Source organism: Rhizobium sp. LCM 4573, assembly GCF_001854865.1.
Taxonomy (GTDB): domain Bacteria; phylum Pseudomonadota; class Alphaproteobacteria; order Rhizobiales; family Rhizobiaceae; genus Neorhizobium.
The window spans coordinates 157,783-173,492 of the sequence record NZ_MDDW01000004.1; the positions used below are offsets into that span (position 1 = coordinate 157,783).

General features: G+C 60.4%; 17 protein-coding genes. 5 read left to right on the forward strand and 12 right to left on the reverse strand.

What is annotated here, in order from left to right:
• Window positions 1–41 precede the first annotated feature (41 nt).
• Both LCM4573_RS09795 and LCM4573_RS09800 read left to right on the forward strand, forming a co-directional pair.
• Window positions 42–902 (forward strand): SDR family NAD(P)-dependent oxidoreductase, encoded by an 861-nt coding sequence (locus LCM4573_RS09795; RefSeq protein ID WP_071006093.1) that lies wholly within the window; start codon window positions 42–44, stop codon window positions 900–902.
• A gap of 62 nt (window positions 903–964) precedes the next feature.
• A complete protein-coding gene (locus LCM4573_RS09800; protein ID WP_071006094.1) occupies window positions 965–1,606 on the forward strand; it encodes a LysE family translocator in 642 nt (213 codons plus the stop codon).
• A gap of 5 nt (window positions 1,607–1,611) precedes the next feature.
• Here the strand turns inward: LCM4573_RS09800 and LCM4573_RS09805 are convergent, their stop codons facing one another.
• The 9 genes from LCM4573_RS09805 to LCM4573_RS09845 form a co-directional block, all read right to left on the reverse strand.
• The gene (locus LCM4573_RS09805) at window positions 1,612–2,406 is read right to left on the reverse strand and encodes an ABC transporter ATP-binding protein (protein WP_071006095.1); all 795 of its coding nucleotides are present in this window, start codon (window positions 2,404–2,406) and stop codon (window positions 1,612–1,614) included.
• Window positions 2,403–3,284 carry an ABC transporter permease gene (locus tag LCM4573_RS09810; RefSeq protein WP_071006096.1) on the reverse strand — a complete coding sequence of 294 codons (882 nt, stop codon included), beginning with the start codon at window positions 3,282–3,284 and terminating at the stop codon, window positions 2,403–2,405. Before LCM4573_RS09810 ends, LCM4573_RS09805 begins: the two co-directional genes overlap by 4 nt.
• 129 nt (window positions 3,285–3,413) lie before the next feature.
• Window positions 3,414–4,367 carry an ABC transporter substrate-binding protein gene (locus LCM4573_RS09815; RefSeq protein ID WP_071006097.1) on the reverse strand — a complete coding sequence of 318 codons (954 nt, stop codon included), beginning with the start codon at window positions 4,365–4,367 and terminating at the stop codon, window positions 3,414–3,416.
• 99 nt (window positions 4,368–4,466) lie between these two features.
• The gene (gene rlmN / locus LCM4573_RS09820) at window positions 4,467–5,708 is read right to left on the reverse strand and encodes a 23S rRNA (adenine(2503)-C(2))-methyltransferase RlmN (protein WP_071006098.1); all 1,242 of its coding nucleotides are present in this window, start codon (window positions 5,706–5,708) and stop codon (window positions 4,467–4,469) included.
• A gap of 248 nt (window positions 5,709–5,956) precedes the next feature.
• The gene (locus LCM4573_RS09825) at window positions 5,957–6,460 is read right to left on the reverse strand and encodes an invasion associated locus B family protein (protein ID WP_071006099.1); all 504 of its coding nucleotides are present in this window, start codon (window positions 6,458–6,460) and stop codon (window positions 5,957–5,959) included.
• 337 nt (window positions 6,461–6,797) lie between these two features.
• Window positions 6,798–7,193: a YkvA family protein gene (locus LCM4573_RS09830; RefSeq protein ID WP_071006277.1), complete on the reverse strand. Its 396-nt coding sequence runs from the start codon at window positions 7,191–7,193 to the stop codon at window positions 6,798–6,800.
• A 67-nt stretch (window positions 7,194–7,260) separates the two neighbouring features.
• Window positions 7,261–7,563: a 4a-hydroxytetrahydrobiopterin dehydratase gene (locus LCM4573_RS09835; protein ID WP_071006100.1), complete on the reverse strand. Its 303-nt coding sequence runs from the start codon at window positions 7,561–7,563 to the stop codon at window positions 7,261–7,263.
• Window positions 7,564–7,591: 28 nt separating this feature from the next.
• Window positions 7,592–8,185 (reverse strand): RNA 2',3'-cyclic phosphodiesterase, encoded by a 594-nt coding sequence (thpR, locus tag LCM4573_RS09840; protein ID WP_071006101.1) that lies wholly within the window; start codon window positions 8,183–8,185, stop codon window positions 7,592–7,594.
• 65 nt (window positions 8,186–8,250) lie between these two features.
• Entirely contained in the window at window positions 8,251–8,901 is a 651-nt protein-coding gene (locus tag LCM4573_RS09845) for an arylesterase (RefSeq protein ID WP_071006102.1), read from the reverse strand.
• 83 nt (window positions 8,902–8,984) lie between these two features.
• Between LCM4573_RS09845 and LCM4573_RS09850 the strand changes: the two genes are divergently transcribed.
• The 3 genes from LCM4573_RS09850 to LCM4573_RS09860 all read left to right on the forward strand — a co-directional run bounded on the left by LCM4573_RS09850 (window position 8,985) and on the right by LCM4573_RS09860 (window position 13,212).
• The gene (locus tag LCM4573_RS09850) at window positions 8,985–9,695 is read left to right on the forward strand and encodes an ABC transporter ATP-binding protein (RefSeq protein WP_071006103.1); all 711 of its coding nucleotides are present in this window, start codon (window positions 8,985–8,987) and stop codon (window positions 9,693–9,695) included.
• Window positions 9,692–12,235 (forward strand): ABC transporter permease, encoded by a 2,544-nt coding sequence (locus tag LCM4573_RS09855; RefSeq protein ID WP_071006104.1) that lies wholly within the window; start codon window positions 9,692–9,694, stop codon window positions 12,233–12,235. Before LCM4573_RS09850 ends, LCM4573_RS09855 begins: the two co-directional genes overlap by 4 nt.
• Window positions 12,236–12,465: 230 nt before the next feature.
• A complete protein-coding gene (locus LCM4573_RS09860) occupies window positions 12,466–13,212 on the forward strand; it encodes a Bax inhibitor-1/YccA family protein (protein ID WP_071006105.1) in 747 nt (248 codons plus the stop codon).
• A 51-nt stretch (window positions 13,213–13,263) separates the two neighbouring features.
• Here the strand turns inward: LCM4573_RS09860 and LCM4573_RS09865 are convergent, their stop codons facing one another.
• The 3 genes from LCM4573_RS09865 to LCM4573_RS09875 form a co-directional block, all read right to left on the reverse strand.
• The gene (locus tag LCM4573_RS09865) at window positions 13,264–13,653 is read right to left on the reverse strand and encodes a DUF2794 domain-containing protein (protein ID WP_071006106.1); all 390 of its coding nucleotides are present in this window, start codon (window positions 13,651–13,653) and stop codon (window positions 13,264–13,266) included.
• 273 nt (window positions 13,654–13,926) lie between these two features.
• On the reverse strand, window positions 13,927–14,676 hold the full coding sequence (locus tag LCM4573_RS09870) for a thioredoxin family protein (RefSeq protein ID WP_071006107.1): 750 nt from the start codon (window positions 14,674–14,676) through the stop codon (window positions 13,927–13,929).
• Window positions 14,677–14,872: 196 nt separating this feature from the next.
• A complete protein-coding gene (locus LCM4573_RS09875; RefSeq protein ID WP_071006108.1) occupies window positions 14,873–15,610 on the reverse strand; it encodes a sulfite exporter TauE/SafE family protein in 738 nt (245 codons plus the stop codon).
• Window positions 15,611–15,710 lie beyond the last annotated feature (100 nt).

Consider the following 15,710-nt stretch of genomic DNA (forward strand, 5'->3'; position numbering starts at 1 on the left):
TCGCAACCTACCGCACCGCAATATCAAACGGGAGATCGCAGATGCCTGTCACTCATCCTGCTCTGAAGAAAGACAATGTCGCGGTCGTTACCGGTGCCGCCTCCGGCATCGGGCTTGCCGCGGCCAAGGAATTCGCTCGCCTCGGCCTTTCGGTAGTGCTTGCCGATCTCGAGGGCGATCGTCTTGCCGAAGCATGCCGCGAGGTCGCTGCATTTGCCGAGGACGGCGAGGCGGATGTCGCCGCCATCGGCACGGATGTTTCGAAGCCGGGCGAGATCGAGGCGCTGGAAAGGGCGGTCCTGCAGCGTTTCGGACGCGTCCACGTGCTGATGAACAATGCCGGCATCCAGCCGGGCAGCAGCCTCTTCGGGCCGCAGGCAAACTGGGACAATGTCTTCGCGGTCAACCTGCTCGGCGTCATTCACGGCACACGCATCTTCGGGCCGGGCATGATCGCCCATGGCGAGCCGTCGCTCATCATCAATACCGGCTCAAAGCAAGGCATCACCACACCGCCGGGCGATCCGGCCTATAACGTCGCCAAGGCCGGCGTGAAAGCTTTCACGGAAGCGCTGCAGCACGAATTGCGAAACACGCCCGGTTGCAAGGTGACAGCACATCTCCTCATCCCCGGCTTCGTCTATACCGGTTTGACGGCACATGGCCGCCCCGAAAAACCGGACGGCGCCTGGACACCCGAGCAGACTATCGAGTTCATGACGGCAGGTCTCGAACGGGGCGATTTCTATATCCTTTGCCCAGACAACGAGGTCGACCGCGCGACCGATGAACGCCGCATTCTCTGGGCGGCCGGCGACATAGCGGAGAACAGGCCGCCTTTGTCCCGCTGGCATCCCGAGTTTGCCGAAGCGGCGAGAACGTTCATCGCCAGACGTGGATGATTGGCATTCGATGAAAAGCCGGATATTGAAGATGCAGGCTTATCGGCTTTCGTGAGAGTGCCATGGATTTCCTGCCCAGTCTTTCTACCCTCCTCGCCTTTACGGCGGCAAGCCTGCTGCTGGCCCTGACACCCGGCCCGGACATGACGCTCTCGATCAGCCGGGCGCTGGGACAAGGGCGGCGGGCGGCGCTTTTCGTGGTGCTCGGCACCAGCCTCGGCGTGGTCTGCCACACGCTTCTGGTGGCCTTTGGCATTTCCGCCCTGATCACCGCCTCGCCGACGGCCTTCTTCATTCTCAAGACGGGTGGGGCCGCTTACCTGCTCTGGCTCGCCATCCAGGCGATCCGCTTCGGCTCCAGTTTTTCGGTCAAGAAGGTGGAGCAATCCAAAAGCAGCGCGCTCGCCAATATCTCCACCGGCTTCTGGGTAAACATCCTGAACCCGAAGGTCATTATCTTCTTCATGACCTTCCTTCCACAATTCGTGACGGCACATGATCCGGCCGTCACGCAGAAGCTCATTTTCTTCGGCATCTTTTTCATCGTGCTCGGCATGCCCGTGAACGTGCTCGCGGCGCTCGCCGCCGACCGGCTGTCGAATTGGCTGCAGTCAAATCCGAAGGTGCTACGCGGCATCGATTATACCTTTGCTGGGGTCTTTTCCGTCTTCGCCGCGAAGATCTTCCTCACCCAGGCGCGCTGATCGGTTCAACCGATCAGCAGCTCGTCGTCGTCGAGGGTCTGGCCACGCATCTTGCGGAACATTTCAATCAGATCTTCGACCTGAAGGTTCTTGCGATTGTCTCCGGCCACGTCGAGCACGATCTCCCCGCCATGAAGCATGACTGTGCGGTGGCCGTAGTCCAGTGCTTGGCGCATGGAGTGGGTGACCATCAGCGTCGTCAGCTTGCGCTCGGAAACGATCTTTCGGGTAAGATTCATGATGAATTCCGCCATCCCCGGATCGAGCGCGGCAGTATGCTCATCGAGAAGCAGCACTTCGGAACCCGCAAGCGTTGCCATCACGAGCGAGACCGCTTGGCGCTGGCCGCCGGAAAGCAGATCCATCCGGTCGCTCATGCGGTTCTCGAGGCCGAGATTAAGGTCCGCGACCCGTTCACGGAAAAGTTCGCGGCGTTTCGGGCCGAGTGCTGCGGCAAGGCCGCGCTTCTCGCCACGCCGTGCGGCAAGGGCGAGATTTTCCTCGATGGAGAGCGATCCGCAGCTTCCCGCCAGCGGATCCTGGAAGACGCGGGCGACGAGACCCGCGCGCGCCGCGGTTGCCTTGCGCGTGACATCACTGTTGCCGATCGTCACCTGCCCTTCCGTCGCGATGACATCGCCGGCAAGCACGCCGAGCAGCGTCGATTTCCCGGCCCCGTTGGAGCCTATCACGGTAACGAAGGAGCCTTCTTCGATCGTCAGGCTGACGCCGTTCAACGCCTGCTTCTGCAGCGGCGTGCCGCGTCCGAAGATAACCTTGATGTCCTTGAGCGAGATCACGATGCGGTCCCTCCGCGACGAAGGCGAGGCAGAACGAGCGCCACTGTGACGAGCAGGGCCGTCACGAAATTGAGATCCGAAGCCTGGAGGCCGAGCACGTCGCTCGAGAGCGCGAGCTGTATGGCGATGCGATAGAGGATGGAGCCCAGCACGCAGCCGATGAGAGCGATCAATATGCCCCGGGTGCCGAGCAGCGTTTCTCCGATGATGACGGCAGCCAGCCCGACGACGATCGTGCCCACGCCGGAAGTCACGTCCGCAAAGCCGTTGGTCTGAGCGAAAAGCGCGCCTCCGAGGGCCACGAGTGCATTCGAGACCGCCATGCCCAGATAGATTTGCCGGCTCGTATCGATGCCCTGGGCGCGGGCCATCCGGGGGTTCGCGCCTGTCGCGCGCATCGAGAGCCCCATGTCGCTTTCAAGGAAGCGCCAAACCAATACGATGGCGACGATGACGAGTATGCCCACGAAAAGCGGCCGAACGTAGAAGTCCCTGAGACCCAGGCCGAAGAAGGGGCTCAACATCGTGTCGGCATTGATCAATGCAACATTCGGTTTTCCCATCACGCGCAGGTTCACCGAGAACAGGGCGATCATCGTGAGGATCGAAGCGAGCAGGTTGAGGATGCGGAAGCGGACGTTGAGAAGCGCCGTCACCATTCCCGCGGCCGCACCCGCGACCATCGACACCGCAGCAGCCAGCCAGGGATTGACGCCTGCGATGATGAGAACCGCGGTTACTGCCGCGCCGAGCGGGAAGGACCCGTCGACGGTAAGGTCGGGAAAATCCAATACCCGGAAAGCAAGGAAAACGCCGATGGCGACGAAGGCATAGACCAGCCCCAGCTCGACGGCTCCCCAGAAAGCGATCTGACTCACCTTGTCAGCCCCTTGTCTCTTTTCTTTGCGCCCCCGCCACTTCTTTGGCGACGACGAATGGTTTCAAATAACACGAAACCGCTCCCATCCAAGATGGGAGCGGCCGTGCCTGACTATTTCGGACGTTCTTTACTCGATCACGCGGCTCGCGCGGCTGAGAACGCCTTCCGGCAGCGTGACGCCCATTTTCGCGGCGGCAGCTTTGTTTACGACCAGATCGCTGCCCGAAGCGATCTTCACCGGGATATCGCCAGGGTTTTCGCCCTTGAGAATGCGCACGACCACTTCGCCGGTCTGCTTGCCGACATCGTAGTAGTTGAAGCCGAGCGCCGCCAGCGAACCGCGGGATACGGAGTCCGTATCGGCGGTGAAGAGCGGAAGCTTGCCTTCCTCGGCAACGGCAACGGCGCCCTCCAGAGCGGAGATGATCGTGTTGTCGGTCGGGACGTAGATCGCGTCCGCGCGGCCGACGAGGGCGCGGGCGGCGCCCTGCACCTCGGCCGACTTGGTGGCCGCGGATTCGATGATCGTCAGACCCGCTTTTTCGGCTTCCGCCTTCAGCACGGCAAGAAGCGCAACCGAATTGGCCTCACCCGAATTGTAGAGGTAGCCTACGGTTTTTACGTCCGGCAGGATCTCCTTGATCAGCGCCAGGTGCTCGCCGACGGGAGACATGTCCGAAAGACCGGTGACATTGCCGCCGGGCTTTTCCATGTCCTTGACGAGCTGCGCTGCCAGCGGATCGGAAACCGCCGTGAAGACCACCGGAATATCGCGCGTGGAGGAAACGACCGCCTGCGCGGAAGGCGTGGAGATCGGCACGATCACGCTCGGATCTTCGCCGACGAACTGGCGGGCGATCTGAGCGGCCGTCGCGGGATTGCCTTGCGCCGATTCATAGATGAACTTGAGGTTCTCTCCGTCCTTGTAGCCAGCGGCGGCAARCGCATCGCGAACGCCGTCGCGCGCCGCATCGAGAGCAGGATGCTCCACGATCGCCGTCACGGCGACCGTAACATTTTCCGCCCGGACAGGCAGAGAGAGCGCCAGAGTGGCGGCAAAGGCGAGCAGAACCGAGCGCATGTTTTCCTCCGTTTATGATCTCGGCGTTTGTAGGGAAAGGACAAGCCAAAATCAATTGGTGGAAACCGGGGACGAAGATTAATCCTGCTTATTCTTGCCCTATTCTTCATCCTCGCCGTGGCCGGCGATCATCATGGCTTCGAAAGCCAGTCGCTCGGTCTTGCGCATCCGCTCCGATTCCGACTTGAGCTGTCCGCAGGCCGCAAGAATATCGCGGCCGCGCGGAGTGCGGATCGGCGAGGCGTAGCCGGCCTGGTTGATGAAGTCCGCGAACTTCGCGATCTGCGCCCATTCCGAACACTGGTAGTTCGTGCCGGGCCAGGGATTAAACGGAATGAGATTGATCTTGGCCGGAATCCCCTTGAGGAGCTGCACCAGCGCCTTGGCGTCTTCGAGACTGTCGTTGACGTCTTTCAGCATCACGTATTCGAAGGTGATGCGCCGCGCATTCGAGAGCCCCGGATAATTGCGGCAGGCTTCGATCAGCTCCTTCAGAGGATACTTCTTGTTGATCGGCACCAGCATGTCGCGAAGCTCGTCGCGCACCGCATGCAGCGAGATCGCCAACATCACGCCGATCTCCTCGCCGGTACGGTAGATTTCCGGCACGACGCCTGAGGTCGACAGGGTAACGCGGCGCTTCGAGAGTGAAAGCCCGTCGCCGTCCGTCGCGATCAGCAGCGCCGTCTTGACGCTTTCGAAATTGTAGAGCGGTTCGCCCATACCCATCATGACGATATTGGTGATCTTGCGTTCACCGGTCGGCACGAAGGCGCCCGGCGGCGTGTCGGTGCCGGGGAAATCACCGAGCCGGTCGCGGGCGAGCAGCAGCTGAGCGAGGATTTCTTCCGCCGTCAGATTGCGCACAAGGCGCTGCGTGCCCGTATGACAGAAGGAACAAGTGAGCGAACAGCCGACCTGGCTCGAGATGCAAAGCGTACCGCGGCCTTCTTCCGGGATGTAGACGGTCTCGACTTCGACCGGACGGCCGGCACCGCGCGGCGGAAAACGCAAGAGCCATTTGCGGGTGCCGTCATTGGAAACCTGTTCCTCGACGATTTCCGGACGCGCGATGGTGAAATGCGCTTTCAGCATTTCGCGCATGTCCTTGGCGACATTGGTCATCGCGTCGAAATCGGACACACCGCGGATATAGAGCCAATGCCAGAGCTGGCTGACGCGCATGCGCACCTGCTTTTCCGGCACGCCCTTTTCCTTCAATGCTTGCGCCATGTCGTCGCGCGTCAGCCCGATCAGGGACGGCTTGCCGGACATCAGATCAGGCCGCGGCACGAGCGGCTTCTTGAGGGGACTGGCGATAGCAGCCTCGGTTGCGGACATCTGTCTCTGTTCCCTGTTCGAATGCACATGACCTTTCCCGCACCAGCGAACGGGGAACAAGGGCATGTCTGTGCGTGAAACCTGTTTCAGTCGATCGCGCATGGGCGCCGGACTGTCGTTGCGAGGCGCTTTATCATCAAATCGCCTGCGCGTCACTACTTGCGTGTGACGGGAAGCAACGCCCCTTCAAACGCWCAAGGGCCGGTCGAAAGACCAGCCCTTTGCAATCCGCCGGTAGCGAACGGAATTTATCTGCAGCTCTCGACCTGCTTCAGCGCAGCCGAGATCCCCGACAACGAATAGGAATAGGAAGTCTTGGTGCCACGGGCCGACGTGGCGCTCACCGTCATCGAACTGCCGGACCGCATGGCGGCAACCAGTGCCGGCTCCTCGGCGGCATTCTCCACCCAGGCGGCCTTATCCTTGGTGAACATCACGAAGCTCTTGCCGTCGACAGTCACGTTGACCTTGGAATTGGCCTGCAGCGTATAGCCCATCATCGCTTGCGGCTCGTAGGAGATATTCTGACCCGGACGCTGCGAAACGATGAAGAAGATATCACCGTGGTCCACGGTAGCCGGCTCCTTGGCGGTCGGAACCGAAAGAACATAGCAGACCGTGGCATTACCGGATTTGTAGGAATATGCGCCCCAAGCCTTGAACTGCTGGATGCGTGTCGGCGATTGAGCCGATGCAATGCCGGCGCTCGCCAGCGTGAGGGCCAATACGGTTGCAATAATTCTTACAGACATGATCTCCTGCCGGTTTTCTTATCGTTTCCAAGGGCCCGACCGGGCAAGCTTGTCAGGCATGGTCGTGATACGGTTTAATTTGACTTAATTCTGGTTACCAAACCGTCAACACTGCCTTGAAAATTGGATTTTTGTCTTATTCCCAGCCAGTCTGCACGCAATCGTTACCAGTCACGAGGCATCGAAAAACGTAAGGACCACCGAGAGTTCCATCCCATAGGGCGACCACTGACATAAGGATTGGGGCAAGAATTTGTCTTCATTCCCACCCCTTCGATGACATTAGATTGTTCAACTATTGATTGGAATAGGCCACGTCGGGCCATGGTGTAACCAACTATTTCGAGGGGTCGGCCCGAAGCTCCGGGTCGTCCGCGAGCGCTTGATCCGCAGCTTCATAGTGCCGGTCGGCAATGTGACCCTGGATCATCCTGAAAGCGGTGGCCAGCACCGCAACGTCATCGGTGAAGCCGGCAAGCACGAAGAAGTCGGGAATGAAATCCAAAGGCAGGACGAAATAGGCGAGAGCGGCAAGCAGCACGCCACGCACGCGCGCCGGCGTCCTTGGATCGATCGCGCAATAATAGGCTGCCACCAGATCGCGGCTGAATGGGACATAACGGACTGCGCGCTTCAGCGTGGGCCAGAACTTGGCCCTCACCTGCTCCTCGCGGCGCTCCCGCGTATCCTCGTCGCCGGGCAGGAGGATTTCGCCAATCTTCACGTCATCCATCATGTCGATCTCCGGAAAACGCCGCAGCAAGCCGCGCCAGCCCTATATGGGTGGCCGGAGGGCGAGTTCAATCGCGACGGGCAGCGAGCTTGTCCATGAGCCGGGCAAGCTTGAAATCCAGTTCCGTCAGCCCCTTGGCATCATGGGTGCTGAGCGTGACGTCCACGCGGGAGTAGACGTTGAACCATTCCGGATGGTGGTCGAGTTTTTCCGCCGCAAGCGCGCATTCGGCCATGAAGCCGAATGCCTCGGAAAAATTGCGGAACTTGAAACTCCTGGAGATCGCATCACCCTCGGAGCGCAGATCCCACCCATCAAGGGTGTCGAGTTCGCCTGCAATCGCTATGATGTCGAGCTTTTCACGTGCCATTGGCATGCCCTCCGGAGCAGGGTCTACTCTAATAGAATCCCTTGGCGGGGATCAGATCCGCGACCGAACTGGAGGAGCCGAAGCCGACCTCCTGCAGCGGGAACACCTCTTCCGTGAGGTATGGCCCGCCTCCCACCGACTCCTTCGAGGACATCAGCACGAAACGCGGAACGGTAAAGGGCGCGGTCTGGAAATTGCCGCGCCCTGAAAGATAGTGAACCACGTCGTCGAGGCGGCAGTTTTTCAAGCGTGCCAGCGTCACATGCGGGGTGAATTTGCGCGGATCGGGCGGCAGGCCGATCCTTTGACACATTCGTTCGATTTCCGCCTGCAAAGCATGGATTTCCGCCGAGGGCGCGACACCTGCCCAGACGGAATGCGGCTTCTTGGAGCCGAACGAACCGATACCGGTGAGCGTCAACTGAAATTCGGGCCGATCGATCCGATCCAGCCGATCGACGATTTCATCGGCGGTACGTCCATCGACGTCTCCGATGAAGCGAAGTGTTATGTGATAGTTCTCCACGTCGATCCACCGGGCTCCAGGTAGACCACCGCGCAACAAAGAGAGACTGAGGGCCAGATTGCGCGGAATTTCGAGGGCGGTGAAAAGTCTCGGCATGGGGACCTCCTCGAATCTCTTGCAGATATCAACAGCGAATCACGCAACGGGGTTCCACGCAAGCGCTAATTTCCCCCTCGCCCGATGTCCCCCAGGAAGCTTTCCACGGCAGGCAGCGACTTTTCCACCATTGTCGCCACACCCCTTGCGTTCGGATGCATGCCGTCCTCGAGCTGCATGCCTTCCATCGTGGTCACGCCATCCAGGAAGAACGGATAGAGCGGAACGCCATGTTTTTCCGAAAGCCGCTGGTAGATGGGATTGAACCTTTCGGCATAATCGCCGCCCATGTTCGGCGGCGCCAGCATGCCGGCAAGCAGCACCGCAATGCCGCGCTCCTTGAGCCTCGTCAGGATCGCATCCAGGTTCTTTTCGGTTTCCTCCGGCGAGATACCTCGCAGCGCGTCATTGGCGCCAAGTTCGAGGATCACACCGTCGGTCCCATCGGGTACCGACCAATCGACCCGAGAGAGCCCGCCCGCCGTCGTATCACCAGAAACACCCGCATTGGCGACGACCAGGTTATGGCCTTTCGCCTTCAGCGCCGTTTCGAGCTGCGCCGTGTAGGACTCGCCGGGGGCGAGCTGATAGCCCGCCATCAGGCTGTCTCCCAAGCCAACGAGTTGGACCGGACGGTCCTGTGCCGCAACCGACAGCGGAGTAAGCACAAGGGCGGACATGACGATGAAGTGAAGGAGACTTGCTTTAAAACTCATGATCCGTTCCTTAAATTGGGCGCTACCGCGCTACGGCATTCGATTTCACGATCCTGGTTTGAGCTCAATATAGGAAGCCGACTTTGACAAAAACCATCATCGAGCTGAAGAAAGCCGATCTGACGCTCGGCAGCGCTGCCGCCTCAGTGCATGTCCTGAAGGGAATCGATATTTCCATTCGTGCCGGAGAGGCCGTCGGCATCGTCGGGCCCTCCGGCTCCGGAAAATCCACTCTGTTGATGGTGCTTGCCGGGTTGGAACGGCTCGATAGCGGAGAGATATTCATCAAGGACACCGCGCTCCACAGCCTGTCGGAGGATACGCTTRCCGATTTCCGTGGCCGCAATATCGGCATCGTCTTCCAATCCTTCCACCTGATCGCCAACATGACGGCGCTCGAGAATGTCGCCGTGCCCCTCGAGCTCGCCAATGTGAAGGACCCCTTCGATATAGCCCGCCGCGAGTTAACCGCAGTGGGCCTCGGGGAAAGGCTCGGCCATTACCCCGGTCAGCTTTCCGGCGGCGAGCAACAGCGTGTCGCGATCGCCCGCGCGCTCGCACCCTCGCCCGCGGTTCTGATTGCCGATGAGCCGACCGGCAATCTCGACACGGAAACAGGCCGGCAGATCGCCGATCTTCTGTTTGCCAAGCAGGCCGAGCGCGGCATGACCATGCTGCTCGTCACCCACGACAATTCGCTTGCCGCGCGCTGCTCGCGGCAGATCCGCGTTCGTTCCGGCGAGATCGTCGGAGATACGGCCGAGGTCGCACCCATCCAGGCGGTTTCGGCATGAGATCGGCCTTTCCCCGTCTCGCGATCGCCTTCCAGCTTGCATGGCGCGAGATGCGTGGTGGCCTCGCCGGCTTCTACATCTTTCTCGCCTGCATCGCGCTCGGCACCGGCGCGATCGCTGCGGTCAATTCCGTTTCGCGCGCCATTACCGGCGCGATCGCCTCTCAGGGGCAGGAAATCCTTGCCGGCGACATCCGCTTCGAGCTCAATAATCGCGAAGCGACGGCGGAAGAACGCGCTTTCCTCGACAGCCTCGGCACGGTTTCGCTCTCCACCAATCTCCGTTCCATGGCCCGCAAGCCGGATGGTTCGGAACAGGCCCTCGTCGAAGTGAAGGCAGTGGACGACGCCTATCCGCTCTACGGCACCTTCACCGCAAGCCCGCAAGCCCCGCTACCGGATTTGCTGGCTGAGAACGGAGGAGATTTCAGCGCGCTTGCCGCACCGCTTCTGCTTGAGCGATTGGGGCTTTCGGTGGGCGACGAATTGCTGCTCGGCAATGCCCGCCTGCGGATAGCCGGGACAGTCGTAACGGAGCCGGACGCGCTTTCCGACGGTTTTGGATTCGCGCCACGCCTGCTGGTCAGCCGCGCCGCCCTGGTCGCCTCCGGCCTGATCCAGACGGGCAGCCTTGTCGAACACGCCTACAAGGTGCGGCTCGACAATCCCGCGATCCGTGGCACCATCCAGGACCGCGCCAACCGGGAATTTCCGAGCGCCGGCTGGTCGATCCGTCTCAGTGATCGCGCCGCGCCGTCACTTGCGGAGAATGTCGACCGCTTTTCGCAATTCCTGACACTGGTTGGCCTCACCGCGCTCATCGTCGGCGGCGTTGGTGTGGCAAACGCCGTGCGCGCTTTCCTCGATGCCAAGCGTACCACGATCGCCACCTTCAAATGCCTCGGTGCACCGGCCTTTGTCGTTACACTGATCTATCTCACCCAAATCCTGCTGCTGGCGTTAATAGGGATCGTCATCGGGCTGGCGATCGGCGCGGCCTCCCCCTTCATTGCGCTGCGATTCCTGGAAGGTGTGCTGCCCGTGCCGCGGGAATTGGTGTTCTATCCCTCTGCACTCGGGCTTGCTGCTGTCTTCGGTCTGCTCATTACCTTCGCTTTTACGATCCTGCCGCTCGGCCATGCGCGCGAAGTGCCGGCGACGGCGCTTTTCAGAGAACAGAGTTTCGACGCCGCGCGATGGCCCTCATGGCCTTACGTGCTGGCGGCCGGCGCGGCGCACGCCTCGCTCGCCGGACTTGCTATAGCCGCGGCGGAGGAACGCTTCGTTGCCGCGGTCTTCCTCGCCTCGGTCGCCGGAGCCTTCGTCCTGCTGCGCCTCGTGGCGGCGGGGATAGCAACGCTCGCCCGCCGCAGCCCAAGGGTCAACTCACCGGCACTGAGGTTGGCGATCGGCAATATTCACCGTCCCGGGGCCCTGACCCCTTCTGTGGTGCTGTCGCTCGGTCTCGGTCTTGCCCTCCTGGTGACGCTGGCGCTGATCGACGGTAATCTGCGCCGCGAGCTCACTGGAAACATGACAGAACGCGCGCCGAACTTCTTCTTCGTCGACATACAGAATGCGGAGCGCGAAGGCTTTCTGAACATCCTGAAACAGCAATCCCCCGAGGGCGAAGTGACCCAGGTGCCGATGCTACGCGGGCGCATCCTCGCCTTCAACGGTGAGGACGTGACGGCCATGAACGTGCCGGCGGCCGGCCGCTGGGTGCTGYGCGGCGATCGCGGCATAACATATGAAGAAAAGCTGCCCACGAATTCGATCCTTACGCAGGGTGAATGGTGGCCGGCCGACTATTCCGGCGAGCCGCTCGTCTCCTTCTCGGCGGAGGAGGCCACCGAACTCGGCCTCAAGCTCGGCGATACGGTCACCGTCAACGTGCTCGGCCGCAACATCACCGCGCGGATTGCCAATTTCCGGCAGGTCGAGTGGGAATCGCTGTCGATCAATTTCGTGATGGTCTTCTCCCCCAACACGTTCCGCGGCGCGCCGCATGCCTGGCTCGCGACATTGAGCGATCCGTCGGCCACCGCCCAGCAGGAAGCCGCGATCCTGCGCGCCGTCACCAATGCCTACCCGACCATCACCAGCGTCCGCGTGAAGGATGCCATCGATATCGTCGATCAGCTCGTCGGCCAGCTCGCCACCGCCATTCGCGCCGCGGCGGCGGTCGCGCTCATCGCTTCGGTACTGGTTCTTGCGGGCGCGCTTGCCGCCGGCAATCGTGCCCGCACCCACGATGCCGTCGTGCTGAAAACGCTCGGCGGAACCCGGAGCATGTTGATGCGGGCCTTCAGCTACGAGTATATGATACTCGGGACGGCGACGGCGGTCTTTGGGCTGTTCGCCGGCAGTGTTTCCGCGTGGTTCGTGGTGAACCGCATCATGAACCTGCCATCGACCTTCCTGCCGGATGTGGCAGTGCTCACACTCGCCGTTTCGCTGGTGCTGACCGTCGGCATCGGCCTCATCGGAACCTGGCGAATCCTCGGACAGAAGGCCGCTCCGGTCCTGCGGGAGCTTTAACTCTCCCAAGGGTTGCAAATTGCGTTAACTCTCGGATCAAAATCCTGTCAGAATGCCTCATAGGTTGCTTAATTCGCGCTGTGGCCTGCGGTTTCGCGGACTACACCCCTTGTATGAAACGCGGTCTCGCATCATATTTGATGACAGGCTTGCTGGAGCTCCGCAGCGGCGCCTGGGTCAACGAAGGGGGCCCGACACCGTGAACAATTCCGGAGCTTAAAGAGGAAACAATGGCTGACTTCAATAACTATCAAAACCGAATGGCGCGAAGCGGCGTCCAGACGGGTGCGATGATCGACGAGGGCCTCCGCGCCTATATGCTGAAGGTTTACAACCTGATGGCGGCGGGGCTGGCGATCACCGGCGTGGCGGCCTTCCTGACATGGCAGATGGCGGTTGCCGACGGCCAGCTTACGGCTTTCGGCCAGCTCCTCTATACCAGCCCGCTGAAATGGGTGGTCATGCTGGCTCCGCTGGCAATGGTCTTCTTTCTCAGCTTCCGCATCAACACGATGAGTGTCGCGGCTGCGCAAACGACCTTCTGGGTCTATGCCGCGCTGATGGGCCTCTCGCTGTCGTCGATCTTCCTGGTCTTCACCGGCCAAAGCATCGTGCAGACCTTCTTCGTCACGGCCGCCTCGTTCGGCGCCCTGTCGCTCTATGGTTACACGACGAAGAAGGACCTGTCCGGTATGGGCTCGTTCCTAATCATGGGCCTGTTCGGCCTGATCATCGCTTCGCTGGTGAATATCTTCCTGCAGTCCTCGGCGATGGGCTTTGCCATCTCCGCGATCGGCGTGCTGATCTTTGCCGGTCTCACCGCCTATGACACGCAGAAGATCAAGGAAATGTACTACGACGCCGACGACGCCGCGGTAATGGGCCGCAAGGCCATCATGGGCGCGCTGACGCTCTACCTCGACTTCGTCAACCTGTTCACGTTCCTGCTGCAGTTCCTCGGCAATCGCGAAGAATAACGGCATAGGACATGAATACGAAGAAGGCGGCTTTCGAGCCGCCTTTTTTGTTCAATCGATCAGTTTCAGAGCCTTGTCGAAGACCTTCAGAACTTGCGGCAGCTCATGGCCTCGCTTGAGGATCATTCCATGGGTGTTGAGGACGCTGAAGGCGCCTTGCCTGTTGGCGAACTTCGGATTCTTCTCTATCCGATAGAGAGGCATTTCACCCGATCGCTTGAAGATCGAGAAGACCGCCCGGTCTTTCAGATGGTCGATGGCATAGTCCTTCCATTCGCCCTCGCCGACCATGCGTCCGTATATTTTCAGGATTGCGTCCAGCTCCCGCCGGTGGAAGGTGACCGGGGCGGGGTCACGGCTCTGCCGATATTCGCTGAGATCGACGACGACGGCTGCGTCACGGGGACTCTGGCTCCCCGGCAAATCCGGCTGATCGGTCATCAAGGCTCCCAAGTCATCAGATGTCAGAGAGATGACAGTGTGCCCGAGAGGATTGAAAATGCAACCCTGCTCCTCGAAACCTTCGCATGTGCCACATTGGTCCAGAGACGGCGTTTTTATTCTTGCCCCATTTCGAACAAAACAGCGCCCGATTCAAAAGCGAGATTGACTGCGTCGATTGGCGCGGATTCTGCGCCAATTTGGTCCGGTCCGGTACATTGACCCTTACCCCCAGCCCCCCAGTGTCCCGGACCGGGCCGCCGACAAGGAACCTCAATATTTCTTGCGACCGACCATAAGAACGGTGGCACCGAGTATGGCTGCCGGTTCTCCGCCGGGGCCTGAGGCTTGAAGCAATACGGCGCAGCCGTCCTTCTTGGATTTGCCCATCAGCTTGCCCGGCAATGTGATCTTCATGCTTTTGCCATTCCACATGCCGACCGACTGGACGTCGTAGACGCTGTGCCAGTAATCCATGCGCTTGCCGCTGTTTTCGCCCTTGAGGACTTCCACCTGCTCGTGCCTGGTGAAATAGGCGACGACCACCTCCGCCTCGCCCTTGCCCTCACCGATTTCGATCTCGATCTCCTTGCCGCGCAACGATGCCTTGACCGGTACGTTGAGGCCCTTGCCGCTGGCTTTCAGGAGATCGATCTTGCCGTTGATGGCGGCCAGGTCCGTACCCTTCACGTGGTCCCGGCCATTGATCACCGCCTGGGGCGTGTATACGCCGCTTCTTCCGAGCGTCCTGGCATAGCCGTATTGCCGCTCGGTGTTTTCACGCGAGCTCAGCGTATCGGTCCATCCCAGATAGTTCCAATAATCGACATGGTAGGAAAGCGCCACGACATCGCCCTGGAACGCCAGGTCGCGCAGGGCCGTGTCTGCCGGCGGGCAGGACGAACAGCCCTGCGAGGTAAACAATTCGACGACTCCCTTCGGCGGTTTCGAATCCTCCGCGACCGCGGTACCTGAAAACAGCAGGGCCGCGAGGAAGATCGCTTTGCGGAACTGGGGCGTCATGAAGTGCAGACCTCTTCGAAGGACTTTGTATTGGTGACGACGTGATATCGTAACCAAGAACCTAACAAGCTGGATGATGCAAGGTAACCGTCCCGATACATAAAGAGGAAGTCACGATGGGGTGAGGCAAAGATATTCCCCGGCACCAGCGGACATTCAGCTTTCACGCGCATTGACGAATACAAACAAAGGATAGTCAGAGCAGTTTCACGATGCCCTGAGCGAAATAAACCGCACCGATTCCGGTCACGACCCAGCGGGTCCAGGAGCGGAAGTTCGCGTCGGTGATCCTCTGCAGGATTCCATTGCCCGCCAGCGCCCCGATAATGGCGATCGGCGCCGCGACAAGAACCGAGATCAGATCGACAGCCGGAAGCCTGGATGCTGCATCCCAGTAGAATGCGATCTTCGCCATATGGGAGAGCGTCTGGATCGAGGCCTTGGTGGCTATGACCTTGCGGCGATCCATCTCGGTGCGAATGAAGAAAACATCAACGGTGGGCCCTGCCACACCGACACTGATGGTCAAGGCGCCGGACATGAGGCCAGCGACAAAGGCATGCGAAGGACGGGAAGCATCGAGCTGCAGCCGCTTGAACGGCAACCATACCAGGATAGGCATCAGCCCGACCCCGATCAAAACGACCGTCAGATTGGGTGTATAATCGATCAGAAACAGAACCGAACCGGATACGAACACACCGACGCACAATATGCCGAGAATCTTCCAATCGATATAGGCACGGGAAAACCAGGCCCGTGATCCGTTTGAGGTCATCTGGATGACGCCGTGGATCGCGATGGCCGTGCCGACCGGATAGAGGAAGAGCAGGACCCAGAGCAGGATGAGCCCGCCTGCCATGCCGAAAATGCCTGACAGAAGCGACGTCAGGAACACGGTGACGGCCATTCCGACAAAGATGACGAGGGACAAGCTGCTCAGGCCTCATCGAGGCGGAACGCCACTATGAGCGGGCGCCAGAAACAGAGAGAACAGCATCCGCCGGAGGCATGCCCCGGCGGATGCAAATCAT